This window comes from Massilia sp. Soil_C_3, assembly GCF_057657035.1.
In genome coordinates this window covers 155747-174115 of sequence record NZ_JBDGJG010000010.1, presented here as the reverse complement: position 1 = coordinate 174115, position 18369 = coordinate 155747, and the positions used below count along the sequence as shown (strand labels likewise).

Here is an 18369-nt window from a genome sequence, read left to right as displayed (position 1 = left end):
TGGTTGAGTTCCCGTACGGACGACGGGACAACCAAGTGTAGCGCCGAGCCGGACGCCGGACAATCGCTATGCCGGGTGGATCAGAAGCTGTGGCGCAGCCCGAGCGTGGCGCCTTTCAGGGTGGCGCCGGGCGCCGCGCCCAGGCTGTTGATCGCGAAGTCGTAGGCGCCATTTTCCTCGTTGTCGAGGTGGGTGACGTAGGCATGCAGCGCGGTGCGCTTCGACAGCGTGTACTCGTAGCCGAGCGTGACGTGGGTGGCGCCGGTCTGTGCGCCGCCACGAATGAAGCCGACCCGGTTGCCGCCGGCGCCCTTGCCGTCGCCCTTTCCATCACCAGCCTGCGCTAGCCCGAGGCGCAGGCCGTGCGCGCCGAGTTGGTGGGTGACCGAGACATACCAGGCGTTGCGATCCAGGCCGCCCGCAGGCGTCTCGTACTCGAGGCGTTCGGCCAGCAGCGCCACCCGGGTATCGCCGAAGCGCCGCGCCACGGCCAGCTTGGTGCCGCTGTCGCGCAATCCCGGCCCCTGGTATTCGTGGTGCCGCTCGTGGGCCAGCGTCGCATACCATGGCCCCTGCTCATAGACCATTGCGGCCGAGGTCAGGGATGGCTTGGCGCCGCTGGCCGGGCGTTCCTCCGCCAGGCCGTGCGTCAGGCGCAGGCCGATACCCTTCCAGGGCCGGCTCCAGTAATGGATGGAGTTGGCCTGGCGCCGGTCGAAGGAAGACAGATTGTTCACGTTGTCGACCGCCGCCCCGGCGCCGTTGCCGATGATGCTCATATAGCCGGCGGTAGTCGGGTAGAAAGGGTCGAGGCTCGACGTCGCGCCGTTGTAGGCGGTGACCCAGTGACCGGCGAACAGCGTGCCGAAGCCGCCATCGATGCCGACCCGGGTATCGCGGCGCGCTAGCTCACCCGCGCCGGTATCCAGCGAGAGCGTGCCCTCGACCTGGAAGATGGCGCTGACCCCGCCGCCCAGGTCTTCGCTGCCGCGAAAACCGAGCACCGAGCGGTTGTTCGATACCCGTTGCTGGCTCAGGCGCGGGCCGTCGGCAGTGGCGGATGCCTTCACGTATTCGGCCGAAGCGTTCAGGCGGCCATAGAGCTGGACCTGGGTCTGGGCCTGGGCCTGGGCGGCGGCGCAGGCCGCGAACGCCAGCGCACTGCGGCGCAAGTATTTACTCATCGAGACTCTCCTTGCCAGAATTGTCGGCCACGGGACCCATCCCGGCCTATCCCCAATCGAGGGGAAATCCATCCCCCCAAACGTGTTGGTTTTACGCCGCTTTACATTTCGCACCCTGCGCCGCGCGGTCCGCCCGGCCGTTAATCATGGACGAACCCCGTAACAGGAAACGACCATGATCGACAGCATCGGCGGCGCCAGCGCCGCACAGGCGGCATATGCCCCAAGCCCGAAGAAGAACGACGAGGCGGCGATCAGCCCCGCCACTACGGTCACGCCACCGGACGCCGACGCGGCGCCAGCGACGCCAGCCCAAAGCGCCGAGTCGGCGGCCACGGCGCGCCTGGGCGACGAATTGAATGCCCAGGCCGACGCCGCGCGCGTGCAGCGCGCCGTGGACGCATCGCCGGCATCGGCCACGGCGTCGAGCGAGGACAGCGAGGCGGTCGAGGACACCGGGACCGCCCAGGCCCCGGCCGCGGCGCCCCCTGCGCCGGCGGGCGGCGCCGGGGGCGCTGCGGCATCCTCGGAGACCGCCGACACCGACTACATCGCCGAAGCCGACACCAATTCGGACAAGACGGTCAGCGACGAGGAACGCGCCGCCTACGAGGCCAGGCTACGCGAGCAAAACGAAAAACAGGCAGAGGTGCGCATCGCGTATGGACAGATTGAAGCCGCCGCGCCCGCGCTCGACGTTACCGCCTGACGCCAGGATCCGGGATCGGGTTCGCGGGTCGACGATGCGCGAGAATGCTGCACTGCACCCGGAGTTATACGAAGTAAATTCAAAATAACTGAAGAAACGCGTTGTAGTCAGGTAGTCAACTACGGTAGAGTGTCGCCTTCCGAGAAGACTTTCCATGAGGCGGCGCATGCCAGACCCTAGCCCGACTACGCCCCCCGGATTGTTGCTTGCGACGGACCTGAGCGCCCGCTGCGACCGGCCGCTCGAACGCGCCAAGCAGCTGGCCGACGAATTTTCAATACCGCTGGTGGTCCTGACGGTGCACGACGCACCCCAGGCGCCCGGCGACGTTCTCCAATGGCTCGACGGCGACGCCGGCCGCGCCCACCAGGAACGCGCGGCGCGCGAGGAGTTCGCGCGCGAGTTCGCCGGCTCACCCCTGCAGGTCGCCCAGCGTTTCGCCACCGGTGCGGCCCCCGCCGCCATCCTCGACAGCGCGGCCACCCTGCCCGGCGCCATCGTGGTCGCCGGCGCCTCGCAGCACGACAGCCTGGGCGACCTGCTGCTCGGATCGACCGTCGAAAAACTGGCGCGCGGCCTGGCGCAGCCGCTGCTGGTGGTGCGCCAGCGCGTGCGCGGTCCCTACCGCCGCATCATGGTGGCCACCGACTTCACCCCGGCCGCCGCCCTGGCGCTGGAAACGGCGGCCCGCCTGTTCCCCGGACGCCGGATCACCGTGTTCCATGCCCATGGCGCCGACATGCGGGTAGCCGACACCTTGGCGCCGGATGCGCCGCCGCATGCGGAGCTGATCCGCTTCCTGGACGGCTGCGCGCTGCCGCCCGGCGCGCGTGACCTGCTCGATCCGGTGATCGGCGAAGGCGAACCCGCCTCCCAGCTTGCGCGCCATGTAGTGGATAATAGTATCGATCTGGTCGTGCTCGGCCTGCATGAAGAATCGGCGCTGATGCGCCTCCTGACCGGTAGCCGCAGTGAATACCTGCTGCAGGCAGTCGTGTGCGACACGCTGCTTGTACGTCCCCCTGTGCGCCCTGGAGAATATGATGAGAATGAGAAAACCTAAAATCGCCCTGCGCCTCTGCGCGCGCCGCTATATGTCGCACTGCCCCGAAGGATGATGTCGATGACCTCACTGCCACTGATCCTGCTCGTCCTTCTTCCTTTCGCCGGCGCCTTCGTCTCCGCCTGCCTGCCCAATGGGTCACGCAACCGTCCCGCCATCGCGGCCGGCGCGTTTACCCTGACGGCCCTCATCTTCGCCATTGCCCAGTTCCCCGCCCTCGATGCCGGCGAGGTGCTGCAATCACGCCACAGCTGGCTGCCGATGTTCGGCCTGGACATCATCATCCGCATGGACGGCCTGGCCTGGCTGTTCTCGATCATGGTGCTCGGCATTGGCCTGCTGGTGATCCTGTACGCGCGCTATTACATGTCCAAGCGCGACCCCGTGGCGCGCTTCTACGCCTACATGCTGGCCTTCATGGGCTCGATGATGGGCGTGGTCCTGTCGGGCAACCTGATCCAGCTGGTGGTGTTCTGGGAACTCACCAGCCTGACGTCCTTCCTCCTGATCGGCTACTGGCAAGACAGTATCGACGCCCGCCGCGGCGCGCGCATGGCCTTCACCGTCACCACCGCCGGCGGCCTGTGCCTGCTGGCCGGCGTGCTCACCCTCGGCCACATTGTCGGCAGCTACGAGCTCGAGGCGGTGCTGGCGGCCGGCGACCAGATCCGCGCCCATGCGCTCTACCTGCCGGCGCTGGTGCTGATCGCCCTCGGCGCGCTGACCAAGAGCGCGCAGTTCCCGTTCCACTTCTGGCTGCCGCATGCGATGTCGGCGCCGACCCCGGTGTCGGCCTATCTGCACTCGGCCACCATGGTCAAGGCCGGGGTGTTCCTGCTCGCGCGCCTGTACCCGGCCCTCGGCGGCACCCCGGAATGGACCTGGCTCATCCTCGGCGCCGGCGCCACCACCCTGGTGCTGGCCTCGTTCTTCGCGATCTTCCAGAACGACATGAAGGGGCTGCTGGCCTACTCGACCATCAGCCACCTCGGCCTGATCACCTGCCTGCTGGGCATCGGCACCCCGCTGTCGGTGGTGGCGGCGGTGTTCCACATCATGAACCACGCGATCTTCAAGGCCTCGCTGTTCATGGCGGTCGGCATCGTCGACCACGAGACCGGCACCCGCGACATGCGCGTGCTGCGCGGATTGCGCCGTGCGATGCCGGTGACGGCCGCGCTGGCGATCGTGGCCTCGGCCTCGATGGCCGGCGTGCCGCTGCTGAACGGCTTCCTGTCGAAGGAGATGTTCTTCGCCGAGACCGCACACGTGGGCGGCAGCGAAGACTGGACCCTGTCGTACGTGGCGGTGGCGATGGGCATCTTCAGCGTCGCCTACTCGCTGCGCTTCATCAGCGTGTTCTTCGGCCGCCTGTCCAAGGACCTGCCGCAAGAGCCGCACGAGCCGGCGCGCTGGATGCGCTTCCCGGTCGAGTGCCTGGTGGTGCTGTGCATTGCGGTCGGCGTGATGCCCGAGCGCGTGGTCGGCGACGTGCTGGCCGTCGCGTCCGGCTCGATCCTGGGCAGCGCCATGCCGGAATACGACCTGGCGATCTGGCACGGCTTCAACCTGGCGCTCATGATGAGCGGCGCCGCGCTGCTGCTGGGCGCCCTGTTGTACTGGGTCCTGCTGCGCCGCCACGACCTGCGCGAGCGCACCCAGGTGCCGATGCTGCACCGCCTGAAGGGCGCGCAAGCCTACGAGAACACCATGCTGGCGCTGTCGACCGGCGCCAGCGCGCTGATCCGCTGGACCGGCACCCGCCGCCTGCAACCGCAAATGCTGGTGCTGATGGCCATCATGGTAGCCACGCCGCTGCTGCTGGTCGATCCGCTGCCCACCATTCCGACCCTGAGCGTGCATGCGCTCGACCCGCTGTTCGCGGTGCTGTGGATCATCGGCGCCGGCTGCGCAGTGGGCGCGGCCTACAGCGCCAAATACCACCGCCTGGTGGCGCTGGCCCTGGTCGGCGGCACCGGCATCGTCACCGCGATTACCTTCGTCTGGCTGTCGGCGCCCGACCTCGCGCTGACCCAGCTGATGGTGGAAACCGTGACCACGGTGCTGATCCTGCTCGGCCTGCGCTGGCTGCCGCCGCGCTTCGCGCCGGCCGGTCTCAAGCAAAGGGCGCCGGTCAGCACCTGGTTCCGGCGCGGGCGCGACAGCTCCATCGCCGTCGCCGGCGGCCTGGGCATCGCCGCCGCCAGCTATGCGGTCCTGAGCCTGTCCCCGCCGCCCTCGATCGGCGAATTCTTCGTGCTGCGCGCGCTTACCGAAGGCGGCGGCTCGAACGTGGTCAACGTGCTGCTGGTCGACTTCCGCGGCTTCGACACCATGGGTGAAATCACCGTGCTGTCGGCCGTGGCCTTGACGGTGTATGCCCTGCTGCGCCGCTTCCGCCCCGCCACCGAATCGATCGCGATCCCGGTGCAGCAGGCCAGCGACGTCGATCCGGCCGTCACCCAGACACCGGCCGAGCAGGCCAGCACCGGCTACCTGATGGTGCCGGCCGTGTACCTGCGCCTGCTGCTGCCGGTGATGGGCGTGATGGCGGCCTACTTCTTCATGCGCGGCCATAACCTGCCGGGCGGCGGCTTCGTCGCCGGCCTGATCTTCGCCACCGCGCTGATCGTGCAGTACATGGTGGCCGGCACCGACTGGGTCGAATCGCACCTGCGCCTGCGGCCGCACCGCTGGATCGCCTGGGGCCTGACGTGCGCCGCCTTCACCGGCATCGGCGCCTGGTTCCTCGGCTACCCGTTCCTGACCAGCCATACCGCCCACGTCACGCTGCCGATCCTGGACGAGATCCACGTCCCGAGCGCCTTCATGTTCGACCTGGGCGTGTTCCTGGTGGTGGTCGGTTCCACCATGCTGACCCTGGTCGCGCTGGCCCACCAGTCGCTGCGCAGCCACCGCGCGGCGGCCGACGCCACGCGCGCCACCATGCCACCTGCCAAGGAGATCTTCTGATGGAGCTCGTCATTTCGCTCGCCATCGGCATCGTGTTCGGCTCCGGCATCTGGCTGATCCTGCGTCCGCGCAGCTTCCAGGTGCTGGCCGGCCTGATGCTGATGTCCTACGCCGTCAACCTGTTCATCTTCGTGATGGGCCGCCTGTGGGTCGACGCCCCGCCGCTCACGCCCGCCGGCACGACGCCCAACCCGGCCGTCCTGGCCGACCCGCTGCCGCAAGCCCTGGTGCTCACGGCCATCGTCATCGGCTTTGCCACCACCGCGCTATACCTGGTGGTGATGATCGGTTCGCGCGGCCTGACCGGCACCGACCACGTGGATGGCAAGGAGCCTGAATTATGAGTTTGCACTGGACCCAGCACCTGATCCTGGTGCCGGTATTGCTGCCGCTGCTGGCAGGCGCCGCCCTGGCCCCGCTGACGCAAGGCTGGCACCGCCTGAAGTACTGGCTCAGCTACGCCTCGCTGCTAGGCCTTCTTGCGACGTCGCTGGCGCTGATCTTCATGACCGACGGCGGCCATTGGCAGGACGGCATGGGCATCTACCTGGCCGCCAACTGGAGCGCGCCGTTCGGCATCGCCCTGCTGGCCGACCGCCTCTCCGCCCTGATGCTGCTGCTCACCGCAGTGCTCGGCCTGGCCTCGCTGCACTTCACCCGCACCCGCTGGGGCCGGATCGGCGTGCATTACCACACGCTGTTCCAGTTCCTGCTCATGGGGATCAACGGCGCCTTCCTGACCCACGACCTGTTCAACCTGTTCGTGTTCTTCGAAGTGATGCTGGCCGCGTCGTATGGTCTGGTGCTGCACGGGTATAACGCCGAGCGCATCCGCGCCAGCATGCAGTACATCGCGATCAACCTGGCCGCCGCCCTGATGTTCCTGCTCGGCACCGCACTGATCTACGCCACCACCGGCACCCTGAACATGGCCGACCTGGCCGCGCGCGTGCCGCTGCTGTCAGGCGAGGAACTGGCGCTGTTCAAGGTGGGCGCGAGCGTGCTGGCGCTGGCCTTCCTGACCAAGGGCGCCATGTGGCCGCTGGGCTTCTGGCTGCCCACCACCTATGCAGCGGCCTCGCCGCCGGTGGCGGTGATGCTGGTCCTGATGACCAAGGTCGGCGCCTATGTGGTGCTGCGCCTGTGGCTGCTCATCTTCTCGGACAACGCGGGCGCCGCCGCCGGCTTCGGCGGCGATGCGCTGCTGTATGCCGGCATGGCGACCATCGTGTTCGGCGCCGCCGGCATGCTGTCGACCGACACCGCCGGCCGCATGGCGGGCTATGGCGCGATCGTCTCGTCCGGCACCCTGCTGGCGGTGATCGGCTACGGCCAGCCGGCCCTGGTCACGGCCGGCATCTACTACCTGATCGGCTCCACCATCGCGGTGGCCGCCTTCCTGCTGCTGATCGAGCTGATCGACCGCATCCGCACCCCGCGCTCGGCGATGCTGGCGCTGACCATGGAAGCGTTCGCGGTCGAGGATGCGCCGGACGAACCGACCGGCCGCGGCGTGCCGGCCGCGATGGCCTTCCTGTCGCTGGCCTTCGCCGCCTGCGCGCTGATGATCGCCGGCCTGCCGCCGCTGTCGGGCTTCGTGGCCAAGTTCAGCATGTTCCATGCGCTGCTCAATCCGCAGGTCGACGCGGTGTCGGGCGTGGCCACGATCTCCACGTCCGGCTGGGTCCTGATGACCCTGATCATCCTCTCGGGCCTGATCGCCGTGATCTCGATGATGCGCTTCGGCGTGCGCACCTTCTGGGCCAGCGGCGCCACCGAGCCCCCTAAGGTGCACCGCTCCGAAGTGGCGCCGATCCTGTTCCTGCTGGCGCTGTCGGTCCTGATGACCGTGCAGGCCAATCCGCTGTTCGGCTACCTGACCCGCGCCAGCGACGACATCCACCGTCCGGGCAACTACATCGGCCGCGTGCTGTCCGAACCGACCGTGCCGGGATCCGGCTCCGCGCCTGGCCTCGCGCCCGCGACCCTCTCGCCCAAGGAGGCGCCATGATGCGCTGGCTTCCCTACCCGTTCGTGTCGCTGGCGCTGTGCGGCCTGTGGCTGCTGCTGAACCAGACCCTGTATCCGGGCCACATCCTGCTCGGCGCGCTGCTGGGCATCGCCGGTCCGATCCTGACCCGCCACCTCAACCCGCTGGGCTACCCGCGCCTGCACAAACCCATCGTCGCGCTGCGCCTGCTGGGCTTTGCCTCGGTCGAGGTGGTGCGCTCGTGCCTCAACGTGAGCCGCGTGATCCTGTTCGCCGACTATGCCAGCCTGAACTCGCAGTTCATCCGCGTGCCGCTCGACATGCGCGATCCCTACGGCCTGGCGGCGCTGTCCTGCCTGATCAATATGACGCCGGGCACGGTGTGGACCGAGCTGCAGCCCGGGAGCGATCCCGACAAACATGAGCTGGTGCTGCACGTGTTCGACCTGCACGACGCCGCGTGGTGGGTCGACACCATCAAAACCCGCTACGAACAGCCCCTCATTCAAATCTTCGACACGGAGGCCCGCCATGGCGACCCTGCTTGAACTCTCGATCGGCTACGCCCTCGTGTGCGTGCTGGCGGCAATGGCGCTGTGCGCCGCCCGCCTGCTGATCGGCCCCTCGGCCCACGACCGCGTGCTGGCCCTCGACACCCTCTGGATGTGCGGCATGCTGCTGGCCCTGGTGCTGGGCATCCGCTTCGGCACCCAGATCTATTTTGAAGTGGCGATGCTGATCGCGCTGGTCGGCTTCGTCTCGACCATCGCGATGGCGAAGTTCCTGATGCGCGGGGAGATCATCGAATGACCGGCATCGAACACCTGCCCGACTGGGCCGCCCTGCTGGTCTCTCTGCTGCTGATCCTGGGCTCGAGCATCATCCTGATCGGCGCGCTCGGCCTGATACGCCTGCGCAGCTTCTACCAGCGCATCCACGGCCCCGCGATCACGGTCACGCTGGGCGCCGGCAGCCTCCTGATCGCCTCGATGCTCTACTTCACGGTGGCGCAATCGCGCGTGGTCGTGCACGAGATCATCATCACCGTGTTCGTGCTCCTGACCGCGCCGGTGGTGGCGATGATGATCATGCGCGCCGCCGTCTACCGCGACCTGCGCGCCAAGAAGGGCGACGCGGGCGCGACCGCGGGCGAGGTCTATACCATCTCGCGCGAGTAGGACACCGGCACCGGTCTTGAACTCGGCCTGGAAATACTCCAGGCCGTTTTTTTTCGTCGCCTCGTGCACCTCAACGTCGAGTAAATACAACATCGCGAAAAATAGATTGCGCGCCGCAACAATGTTAGCGCTATCAAGTTTTCATGACGCTTGCTGAGTGAAAAACCATCCGCGCCCCCAGTTGCGCCCACCGCAAAGCGGCAAAACCAGCCGCGGATCACATTGCATTGCAACATCGATAACGTGTTTACAAAAAAAATTAGCTGAACAACACTTCGAAAACCGCGATGTTAGCGCTAACGGTCTTCGAGGAGAAACGATGTCAGCATCCAGCGTCAACACCCCGTCCGCAGCTACCGGCGCCCTGCGCTGGGTCGTCATGGGCGTCAGCGGATCGGGCAAGAGCACGATCGGCGCCGCCCTGGCCAGCCACTTCGCCGTCCCCTTCCTCGAAGGCGACGCCTACCACCCGGCCGACAACGTCAGCAAGATGACGGCCGGGATCCCGCTCGACGACGAGGACCGCGCCGGCTGGCTGGACGCGCTGGCGGGCGAGATCGGCCAGGCCCGCAGCCGGGGCGAAGGCCTGGTGCTGTCCTGCTCGGCCCTCAAGCGACGCTACCGCGACCTGCTGCGCATGGCCGATCCGGCGCTGCGCTTCGTGCACCTGGCCGGACCGCGCGAGCTGATCGCCGCGCGCATGCACGGCCGCCCCGGCCACTACATGCCGCCCTCGCTGCTCGATTCGCAGCTGAGCATTCTGGAACCGCTCCAGACCGACGAAGCCGGCCTCACCCTGGACATCACCCTGGCGCCGTCGGCGCTGGTGGAACGCATCACCAGAAGCGCCTGACCCACGACGCCCGAATTACGACGCCTGAACCACGGCCCTGGCACCGGGGTTGGGCGAGATTCATCGCAAGCAGCCAGTTGCAAGCTGTTGCGCAGCCGACCATAGAGACGGCGCGCTCCCATACAACAAGCATCGAGGAGACATCATGCGTACACCAGTTCAACGGACTCTCATCAGCCTGGCCGTGGCCAGCGCCTGCTGGAACGTCGGCATCGCCCACGCCCAGCAAGTGCAGCCCGAGCCGACGCCCGCCGCCGACAGCGCGGAACAGACCGTGCCGGCCGACGCCGCACAAGCGGCCGACGCCCTGGCGCCGGCCCCCGCTGCGGCAGACGGCAGCGCCACCACCGTCGTGCGCATCTCGGGTTCGCGCATCGCCGCGCGCGGCTTCACGATGCCGACGCCGACCACCAGCCTCACCAGCGCCGACCTCGAGAAATCGGCCAAGCCGAACCTGTTCAACACCCTGGCCGAACTGCCGGCCCTGCAGGGCAGCACCGGCCGCACCACCAGCACCAACAGCACCAGCAGCGGCATCCAGGGCCTGTCTTCCCTGAGCCTGCGCGGCCTGGGCACGATCCGGACCCTGACCCTGCTCGACGGCCAGCGCGTGGTCGGCGCCAACGTCACCGGCGTGACCGACGTCAGCCAGTTCCCGCAGTTGCTGGTCAAGCGTGTCGACGTGGTGACCGGCGGCGCATCGGCATCGTATGGTTCGGACGCGGTGGGCGGTGTGGTCAACTTCGTCACCGATAAAAAATTCACCGGCTTCAAGGCCCACGTCCAGGGCGGCCAGACCAAGTACGACGACGACCGCGGCGGCAGCGTGCAGGCGGCCTGGGGCAAGGCCTTCCTGAACGATCGCTTCCACGTGACGGCCAGCGCCGAGTTCACGAAGGAAAACGGCATCGAATCGCCCGGCTTCGGCGGCAAGGGCCCGAACGGCCGCACCTGGTACCAGAACCCGGCCTACTCGGTGCGTCCGCTGAACCAGACCGGCGACGGACTGCCGCAATACCGCGTGATCGAACAGGCGCAGCAATACCAGTACGCCAAGTACGGCCTGATCACCAGCGGCCCGCTGCAGGGAACGGCCTTCGGCGCGGGCGGCGTGCCTTACCAGTTCCAGTATGGGTCCAACGGCCGGCCGACCGGCACCGGCGCCGTCACCGGTTGCGTCAATCCGTTCTGCATCGGCGGCGACTTGAGCGGCAGCGTGGGCTCGGGCACCAACCTGGCGATGAACTTCAAGCGCCAGGTGGCCTATACCCGCATGTCGTTCGACATCAATCCCGACCATCAGCTCTACTTCACCGCCAACTATGGCCAGGTGGCCTCGCGCTTCTCGCCCAACCCGGGCGCGGCCAAGAACGCCAACCTGAACATCCAGTGCTCGAACCCCTTCCTGCCGGCGTCGATCGTCGATGCCTGCGCGCGCAACAACATCACCAGCTTCCAGTACGGCACCGCGAACGCGGTCTTCCCCGAGAACATCGACGTCCAGCCGACCCGTACCCAGCGCCGCTTCGTGCTCGGCGCCGAGGGCAAGTTCGCCCTGTTCGGCAAGGACTGGTCGTACGACGCCTATGTGACCCACGGCGAGAACAAGACCAATCTCGACGCCTTCAACATGACGCTCAACGCGCGCTACAACAATGCGATCGACGCGGTGCGCGCGCCGGACGGCCGCATCGTCTGCCGCAATCCGGTGGCCGCGGCATCCGGCTGCGTGCCGCTCAATATCATCGGCGACAACCCGATCGATCCGGCCGCCTGGGCCTATATCGCGCCGGCCAACGGCCCGCGCCAGCGCACCACGCAAAGCCAGGACGTGGGCAGCTTCAACATCAACGGCGAACTGTTCGAAGGCTGGGCCGGCCCGATCTCGCTGGCGACTGGCGCCGAATACCGGCGCGAGAAATACCGCGTGCGCGGCGACGCCTACGGCAACGGCGTGACCCCGGATTCGCCGAACAACGCGATGTACCCGGCCGACCCGCTGCTCAACACCACCGTCGGCAACAACTGGTACGCCGGTAACTTCCACAACGGCGAAGGCAGCTACAACGTGCGCGAAGCCTATGTGGAACTGAACATCCCGGTGTTCAAGTCCGAGACCTGGGGCGAGGCCAACCTGAACCTGGCCGACCGCGAGACCAAGTACAGCACCGCCGGCAGCGTGGGCAGCTGGAAGCTGGGCGCCACCTGGCAGACGCCGATCGACGGCCTGCGCCTGCGCGGCGTGACCTCGAAGGACGTGCGCGCGCCCAACCTGTCGGAGCTGTTCGCGGCGCCGGTGGTGGTCAACAACGTGGTCCAGTACCAGGGCAATACCATCAGCGTCCAGGAACGCACCGTCGGCAACACCGGCCTGCGCCCCGAGATCGCGCGCAACAACACCTTCGGCATCGTCCTGAGCCAGCCCAAGTGGGCGCCGGGCTTTTCCATCTCGGCCGACTACTTCGACATCGAAGTCAAGGGCGTGATCTCGGCGCTGACCATCCAGCAGGAAGTCGACCTGTGCGTGGCCGGCAACCAAGAGATCTGCCAGGCGATGGTGCTCAATAGCCCGGGCAACAACTACGTCACGGTGCAGAACTTCAACCTGGCCTCGCTCAAGGTCAAGGGCTTCGACCTCGAGACTGCCTACAGGACCGGCCTCGAACGCTTTGCCCTGCCGGGGCGCTTCACCTTCCGCGCGCTGGCCACCCGCAACCTGCACTACATCACCGAGTCGGGCGTGGTCGGCACCATCGCGGTGGATTCGGCCGGCTCGAACATGGGCAATACGCCGAAGTGGAAGGTGCTGGCGCAGCAGACCTGGGAGAACGACAAGCTGAGCCTCACGCTGACCGAGCGCTGGATCAGCGACGGCACCTACCGCAACGACTTCATCGAGTGCCAGACCAATTGCCCGATGTCGACCCTGATCCACCCGACCATCTACGACAACAAGATGAAGGGTGCGGCCTATCTCGACATCGGCGCCAGCTACAACCTGTCGAAGCAGCTGCAGGCCTACGTCAAGATCGACAACGTCACCGACCGCGCGCCGGAAGCGGCGCCGCAGACCAATGCCAGCTATGGCATCAATCCGGCGCTGTACGACGTGGTCGGACGCACCTACCGGGTCGGCCTGCGCTACGGTTTCTGACGGGAGCCGGCCGTGTGGAACATCGCTTCCGTACTGCTGGCGGTCGGCCTGCTGACGCTGTTGATCGCCTGGGGCAAGGTCCAGCCCCTGCTGGCCTTCGTGGCGGCATCGATCGCGGCGGCCCTGCTGCTCGGGGTGCCGCCGTCGAAGATCCCGGGCGCGATCGAAAAGGGCATCGGCGACCTGCTCGGCTCCCTGGTGGTGATCATCTGCCTGGGCGCCGTGTTCGGCAAGCTGATCGCCGACAGCGGTGCCGCGCGCCGCATCGCCACCTGCCTGGTCGACGCACTGGGACCGTCGCGGATCCCGGTGGCGTTGACCGTCACCGGCTTCGTGGTCGGCATCCCGCTGTACTACAACGTCGGCTTCGTGCTGCTGGTGCCGCTGATCTTCTCGCTCGTATACAGCTCGGGGCGGCCGGCGGTGGCGCTGGCCATTCCGTTGCTGGCCGGGCTGTCGATCGCCCACGGCTTCCTGCCGCCGCATCCTTCGCCGGTGGCGCTGGTCGCGGCGATCCACGCCGACATGGGCACCACGCTGCTGTACGGGATCGTGGTGGCGATACCGACCTTGATCATCGCCGGTCCGGTGTTCGCCATGTCGCTACGCCGCGTCGAGGCGCAACCGGCCGCCATGTTCCAGGACGGCCGCGCGCTGCAGGAGGGCGAACTGCCGGGCGTCTTCAACAGCTTCGCCACCGCCCTGCTGCCGGTGCTGCTGCTGGGGGCGACGACGGTGCTCACGATGGCGCGGCCGGACCTGAGCGGCAGCCTGTCCTTCCTCGCCAACCCGCTGGTGGTGATGCTGGTGTCGTACGTGGTCGCGATCTGGACGCTGGGGCTGGCGCAGGGGCGGCGCTTTTCCGCCGTGATGCAGGGGCCGGCGGAGGCGATGCGCGAGATCGCGCCGATCCTGTTGATCATTGCCGGCGCCGGCGCGCTCAAGCAGGTGCTGGTGGAGTCGGGCGTCAGCGCGGATCTCGGCGCGCTGTTGTCCAGCCTTCCGGTACCGCCGCTGGTATTGGGCTGGTCGGTCGCCACGGTGATCCGCATCTGCCTCGGATCGGCCACGGTGGCCGGCGTGACGGCCGGCGGGATCGTGGCGCCGCTGGTGCACAGCTCGGGCGTCGACCCGAATTTGATGGTGCTGGCCATCGGCGCGGGAAGCCTGATGTGCAGCCATGTCAACGATTCCGGCTTCTGGATGTTCAAGGAATATTTTGGCTTGTCCCTGAAGGGTACCTTCCGCTCCTGGACCCTGATGGAGACCCTGGTGGGCGTGTTCGGCCTGCTGTTCGTGATGCTTCTGTCGCTGTTTCTACAATAGCTGAGGAAAAGATCGATGATGACGACACTATCCGTACTTCAGCGCGCACTGGCGCTGTCGCTCCTGCTGGCCGGCGCCGCGAACGCCGCATCCATCTCGGCCTACCAGGCCATGCCCGAAGACCCGCGCGCCGTGGTGGTGCGTGCGAAAGGCGACGGCCAGGCCGACGACACGGCCGCGATCCAGCAGGCGCTGGATGCCGCCGCCAACAAGGGCCAGGGCGGCGTGGTGTTCCTGCCCTCGGGCCGCTATCGCATCACCCGCTCGCTGCTGATCCCGCTGGCCGTGCGCCTGTACGGCGTCGGCCCAACCCGTCCCGTGTTCGTGCTGGCCGAGAACACGCCCGGCTTCCAGAAGGGCGTGGCCAATATGATCATCTTCACCGGCGGCGACCAGTACAGCGTCGGCAAGGTGCCGATGCCGGTGCCGAGCGCGGTGCCGTTCAGCTTTGATGAAGGCAAGGCGGTGCGTAACGCGAACTCCTCGACCTTCTATTCGGCGCTGTCGAACGTCGACTTCGAGATCAGGGACGGCAATCCGGCCGCCGCCGCGGTGCGCATGCACACGGCCCAGCACTCGAACCTGAGCCACATCGACTTCCACCTGGGCTCCGGCCTGGCCGGCGTCTACCAGGTCGGCAACGTGGCCTACAACCTGCGCTTCTACGGCGGCCGCTACGGCATCCTGAGCGAAAAGACCTCGCCCGCCTGGCAGTTCACGCTGATGGATTCGACGTTCGAGGGCCAGCGCGACGCAGCGATCCGCGAGCATGAAGCCAGCCTCACGATGATCAACACGGAAATCAAGGACACCCCGGTCGGCGTCGAGATCAACCGCGGCTATGGCGACTGGCTGTGGGGCAAGGAGGTGCGCTTCGAGAACGTCAGCAAGGCCGCGCTCATCGTCAGCAACGAAGACAATGTGTACACCCAGGTCGGCATGGAGAATGCCATCGCGCGCAATGTGCCAACGTTCGTGCGCTTCCGCGACAGCGGCAAGACGCTGGCCGGCAAGGGCCGCGACTATACCGTCAGCGAATTCAACTACGGCCTGTTCATCAAGCAGATGGGCGAGCCGGGCACATTCTCGACCAATTACAAGACGGCGGCGCTGCCAACTTCGGTGAAGGCGCCAACCCGCGCCCTGCGCCCGCTGCCGGCGTCGAAGGAATGGGCCAATGTGCACACCTATGGCGCCAAAGGCGACGGCAAGACCGACGACACGGCGGCGATCCAGAAGGCGATCGACAGCAACCGCGTGGTCTACCTGCCGCTGGGCTTCTATGTCGTCAACGACACCATCCGCATGCGGCCGGACACCGTGATCATCGCCCTGCACCCGGGCCTGACCCAGCTCCTGATCCCGAACGGCTCGCCCAGGTTCCAGGGCGTCGACAGCCCCAAGGCGCTGCTGGAAAGCGCGCGTGGCGGCGAAGGCATCGTGTCCGGCATTGGCCTGGCGACCGGCGAGATCAACAACCGCGCGGTGGCGCTGCTGTGGCGCGCCGGCGAACACTCGCTGGTGGACGACGTGCGCATCCAGGGCGGCCATGGCACCCGCCTGTATGACGGCCGGCGCGCCGACCCGTACCAGAAGGACGCCAAATTCGACACCACCGCGCATTGGGACCGCCAGTATCCGAGCGTGTGGGTGACGGACGGCGGCGGCGGCACCTTCTCCGGCATCTGGTCGCCCAGCGGCTATGCCCAGGCCGGCTTCTACGTGAGTAATACCAAAACGCCGGGCAAGGTCTATGAGCTGTCGGCCGAACACCATATCCGCGCCGAGATCGTGCTGGACAATGTGGAGAACTGGGAATTCCTGGCGCCGCAGACCGAGGAGGAAATCCGCGATGGCGCCGATGCGGTGTCGCTGGAGATTCGCAATTCTAGAAATTTGCTGTTCGCGAACTACCACGGCTACCGCGTGACGCGTTCCTATAAACCGATGCCGGCGGCGATCCTGATCACCAATTCCAGCGACATCCGCTTTCGCAATGTGCACGTGAACGGCGAGAGCGGCTTTGCCACCTGCGACGACAATGGCTGCACCACCTATCTGCGCGCCAGCAAGTTCGCCTACGAGAACGCGATCCGCGACGTCTCCAACAAGCTCGAGGTGCGCGAGCGCGAGTTCGCCGTGTTCGACTACACCGGCAAGCAGCGCAAGGCGCCCGCCCCGCTGGGCAAGGTCGACAAGCTGGAAGGCGGTTTCTATTCGATCGCCGGCGCCACCGTCGATCCCAAGGGCAAGCTGTACTTCGTGGACCGCCACTGGAAGCGCATCTACAGCTACACCCAGGGTGAGGGCCTGGTGGTGGTGCGCGACGCCCCGCTCGATCCGGTCAACCTGGCCATCGACAATAGCGGCAACCTGATGGTGATCTCGAACTACGGCCCGCAGGCCAGCGTCTACGCCTTCAAGCCGGGCACGCCGGGAACGGAGATCACGATGATCAAGCCGACCCCGGTCGCACCGCGCCAGGGCGCGCGGGTCGCGGTGCCGGTCAACTTCTGGCAGAACGGCGAATTCAAGGACCAGCTCAACTACGACACCTTCGAATTCACGACCCTGGCCGAGATGTTCGCACGCGACGTCGCCCTGCCGAAGAAGGAAGAATACGTGTCGCCAGACGGCAGCCTGGTGCTGCCCGCCTACCGCGTGCTGCGCCAGGGTGCGGCGGACCACCTGGGCTGGCGCTGGGCCGATTCGCTGCAGGCTTTCGGCCTCGTCACGGCGCCGGTGGGCCAGCGCGTGGTGTTCACCAACGGCTCCGAGAACCGCACCTTCAGCGGCACCGTCAACGCGGGCGGCGGCATCACCGACCTCAAGCTGCTGGCCAACCGCGGCGGCGAGAGCGCGGCGGTCGGTCCTAACGGCGACCTCTATGTGGCCAACGGCCAGGTCTTCATCTATGACAAGGACGGCAAGCAGAAGGGCCGCATCGACGTGCCGGAGCGTCCGCTGCAGCTGATCTTCGGCGGTCTTGACAAGCGTACGCTGTTCATCCTGACTCACCACTCGCTGTATTCGACCCGGGTCAAGGATTGATGCGCGCGATCCGCATCTTGTGCGCGGCGCTGCTGGTGTCCGGCAGCGCCATCGCGCAGCAGCCCTCCGTGATCCAGCTCTGGCCCAACGGCGCGCCCGGATCCCAGGGCCGCCAGCACGAACCCGAGACGGTCAAGGACGGCGTCTACTTCAGCAATGTGCATGCGCCGTCGCTGACGGTGGCGCAGGCCGACCGCCGCCATGCCAACGGCGCCGCCGTGATCGTGGTCCCTGGCGGCGGGCACCGCATGCTGGTGTTCCAGAACGAGGGCATGGTGGCGGCCAGGACCCTGAACCGGATCGGCGTCACCGCCTTCGTGCTCAAGTACCGGCTGGCGCGCGATGGAAACTCGGGCTATAGCATCGAGGACGATGCCGCCAGCGACCTGCGGCGCGCGGTGCGTTGGGTGCGCGCCAATGCGGCGCACTACGGCGTCGATCCCGAACGCATCGGCGTGATGGGCTTTTCGGCCGGCGGCGAACTGGCGGCGCTGGTGGCCAATCATCCGGCGCCGGTACTCGCGTCTGGCGGCGATGCGCTGGACTGCCAGTCGGCCCGGCCCGACTTCCAGGTGCTGGTCTATCCCGGACCGCTAGGCACGCCCGCCACCGATGCCAAGAACGCCCCACCGGCCTTCCTGATCGCCGGTTCAAGCGACGCCTGCTGCATGCCGCCCACGATCGCGCTGTACCAGCAACTGGTGGCGGCCAGCGTCTCGGCCGAACTGCACCTGTATGCCGATACCGACCACGCCTTCAATATGGGCCAGCGCGGCGAGCGCGTCTCGCTGCAGCACTGGCCGGACCGGCTGGCCGACTGGCTGTCCGACGGCGGCTGGCTGGTGCCGCGCGCCGGACGCCGGCCCGAAGGCGTGCCGGCGCCATAAG

General features: G+C 67.2%; 14 protein-coding genes. 13 read left to right on the top strand and 1 reads right to left on the bottom strand.

Annotation, left to right across the window (positions count from 1 at the left end):
* Positions 1-80 precede the first annotated feature (80 nt).
* A complete protein-coding gene (locus AC3A6F_RS21160; RefSeq protein ID WP_487684528.1) occupies positions 81-1184 on the bottom strand; it encodes a porin in 1104 nt (367 codons plus the stop codon).
* A 175-nt stretch (positions 1185-1359) separates the two neighbouring features.
* Here AC3A6F_RS21160 and AC3A6F_RS21155 point away from each other — a divergent pair, with 175 nt between their 5' ends.
* The 13 genes from AC3A6F_RS21155 to AC3A6F_RS21095 all read left to right on the top strand — a co-directional run bounded on the left by AC3A6F_RS21155 (position 1360) and on the right by AC3A6F_RS21095 (position 18368).
* Complete coding sequence (locus AC3A6F_RS21155) at positions 1360-1893, top strand: hypothetical protein (protein ID WP_487684525.1); 534 nt, start codon at positions 1360-1362, stop codon at positions 1891-1893.
* A gap of 166 nt (positions 1894-2059) precedes the next feature.
* Positions 2060-2956, top strand: coding sequence for a universal stress protein (locus AC3A6F_RS21150; RefSeq protein ID WP_487684522.1), 897 nt, complete (start codon positions 2060-2062; stop codon positions 2954-2956).
* A gap of 60 nt (positions 2957-3016) precedes the next feature.
* Positions 3017-5929, top strand: a complete 2913-nt coding sequence (locus tag AC3A6F_RS21145; protein WP_487684519.1) for a monovalent cation/H+ antiporter subunit A — start codon at positions 3017-3019, stop codon at positions 5927-5929.
* Positions 5929-6273 (top strand): Na+/H+ antiporter subunit C, encoded by a 345-nt coding sequence (locus tag AC3A6F_RS21140; protein ID WP_137171490.1) that lies wholly within the window; start codon positions 5929-5931, stop codon positions 6271-6273. The genes AC3A6F_RS21145 and AC3A6F_RS21140 overlap by 1 nt, the downstream gene beginning before the upstream one ends.
* Entirely contained in the window at positions 6270-7940 is a 1671-nt protein-coding gene (locus tag AC3A6F_RS21135; RefSeq protein ID WP_487684516.1) for a monovalent cation/H+ antiporter subunit D, read from the top strand. The genes AC3A6F_RS21140 and AC3A6F_RS21135 overlap by 4 nt, the downstream gene beginning before the upstream one ends.
* A complete protein-coding gene (locus tag AC3A6F_RS21130; RefSeq protein WP_487684513.1) occupies positions 7937-8467 on the top strand; it encodes a Na+/H+ antiporter subunit E in 531 nt (176 codons plus the stop codon). Before AC3A6F_RS21135 ends, AC3A6F_RS21130 begins: the two co-directional genes overlap by 4 nt.
* Positions 8451-8729 (top strand): K+/H+ antiporter subunit F, encoded by a 279-nt coding sequence (locus AC3A6F_RS21125; protein ID WP_123068470.1) that lies wholly within the window; start codon positions 8451-8453, stop codon positions 8727-8729. Before AC3A6F_RS21130 ends, AC3A6F_RS21125 begins: the two co-directional genes overlap by 17 nt.
* Positions 8726-9097 carry a monovalent cation/H(+) antiporter subunit G gene (gene mnhG, locus AC3A6F_RS21120; protein WP_123068469.1) on the top strand — a complete coding sequence of 124 codons (372 nt, stop codon included), beginning with the start codon at positions 8726-8728 and terminating at the stop codon, positions 9095-9097. The genes AC3A6F_RS21125 and mnhG overlap by 4 nt, the downstream gene beginning before the upstream one ends.
* Before the next feature lie 319 nt (positions 9098-9416).
* Positions 9417-9950 carry a gluconokinase gene (locus AC3A6F_RS21115; RefSeq protein WP_487684508.1) on the top strand — a complete coding sequence of 178 codons (534 nt, stop codon included), beginning with the start codon at positions 9417-9419 and terminating at the stop codon, positions 9948-9950.
* A 145-nt stretch (positions 9951-10095) separates the two neighbouring features.
* Positions 10096-13104: a TonB-dependent receptor plug domain-containing protein gene (locus AC3A6F_RS21110; RefSeq protein WP_487684505.1), complete on the top strand. Its 3009-nt coding sequence runs from the start codon at positions 10096-10098 to the stop codon at positions 13102-13104.
* A 12-nt stretch (positions 13105-13116) separates the two neighbouring features.
* Positions 13117-14430, top strand: a complete 1314-nt coding sequence (locus tag AC3A6F_RS21105) for a gluconate:H+ symporter (protein ID WP_487684503.1) — start codon at positions 13117-13119, stop codon at positions 14428-14430.
* Positions 14431-14445: 15 nt separating this feature from the next.
* Positions 14446-17481 carry a glycosyl hydrolase family 28-related protein gene (locus AC3A6F_RS21100; RefSeq protein WP_487684500.1) on the top strand — a complete coding sequence of 1012 codons (3036 nt, stop codon included), beginning with the start codon at positions 14446-14448 and terminating at the stop codon, positions 17479-17481.
* Complete coding sequence (locus tag AC3A6F_RS21095) at positions 17481-18368, top strand: alpha/beta hydrolase (protein WP_487684497.1); 888 nt, start codon at positions 17481-17483, stop codon at positions 18366-18368. The genes AC3A6F_RS21100 and AC3A6F_RS21095 overlap by 1 nt, the downstream gene beginning before the upstream one ends.
* Position 18369: the final 1 nt, after the last annotated feature.

Bases quoted from the DNA above. Each gene is read 5' to 3' on its own strand.
- AC3A6F_RS21160 (WP_487684528.1), bottom strand. From the start codon at position 1,184: ATGAGTAAATACTTGCGCCGCAGTGCGCTGGCGTTCGCGGCCTGCGCC.
- AC3A6F_RS21155 (WP_487684525.1), top strand. From the start codon at position 1,360: ATGATCGACAGCATCGGCGGCGCCAGCGCCGCACAGGCGGCATATGCC.
- AC3A6F_RS21150 (WP_487684522.1), top strand. From the start codon at position 2,060: ATGCCAGACCCTAGCCCGACTACGCCCCCCGGATTGTTGCTTGCGACG.
- AC3A6F_RS21145 (WP_487684519.1), top strand. From the start codon at position 3,017: ATGACCTCACTGCCACTGATCCTGCTCGTCCTTCTTCCTTTCGCCGGC.
- AC3A6F_RS21140 (WP_137171490.1), top strand. From the start codon at position 5,929: ATGGAGCTCGTCATTTCGCTCGCCATCGGCATCGTGTTCGGCTCCGGC.
- AC3A6F_RS21135 (WP_487684516.1), top strand. From the start codon at position 6,270: ATGAGTTTGCACTGGACCCAGCACCTGATCCTGGTGCCGGTATTGCTG.
- AC3A6F_RS21130 (WP_487684513.1), top strand. From the start codon at position 7,937: ATGATGCGCTGGCTTCCCTACCCGTTCGTGTCGCTGGCGCTGTGCGGC.
- AC3A6F_RS21125 (WP_123068470.1), top strand. From the start codon at position 8,451: ATGGCGACCCTGCTTGAACTCTCGATCGGCTACGCCCTCGTGTGCGTG.
- mnhG (WP_123068469.1), top strand. From the start codon at position 8,726: ATGACCGGCATCGAACACCTGCCCGACTGGGCCGCCCTGCTGGTCTCT.
- AC3A6F_RS21115 (WP_487684508.1), top strand. From the start codon at position 9,417: ATGTCAGCATCCAGCGTCAACACCCCGTCCGCAGCTACCGGCGCCCTG.
- AC3A6F_RS21110 (WP_487684505.1), top strand. From the start codon at position 10,096: ATGCGTACACCAGTTCAACGGACTCTCATCAGCCTGGCCGTGGCCAGC.
- AC3A6F_RS21100 (WP_487684500.1), top strand. From the start codon at position 14,446: ATGATGACGACACTATCCGTACTTCAGCGCGCACTGGCGCTGTCGCTC.
- AC3A6F_RS21095 (WP_487684497.1), top strand. From the start codon at position 17,481: ATGCGCGCGATCCGCATCTTGTGCGCGGCGCTGCTGGTGTCCGGCAGC.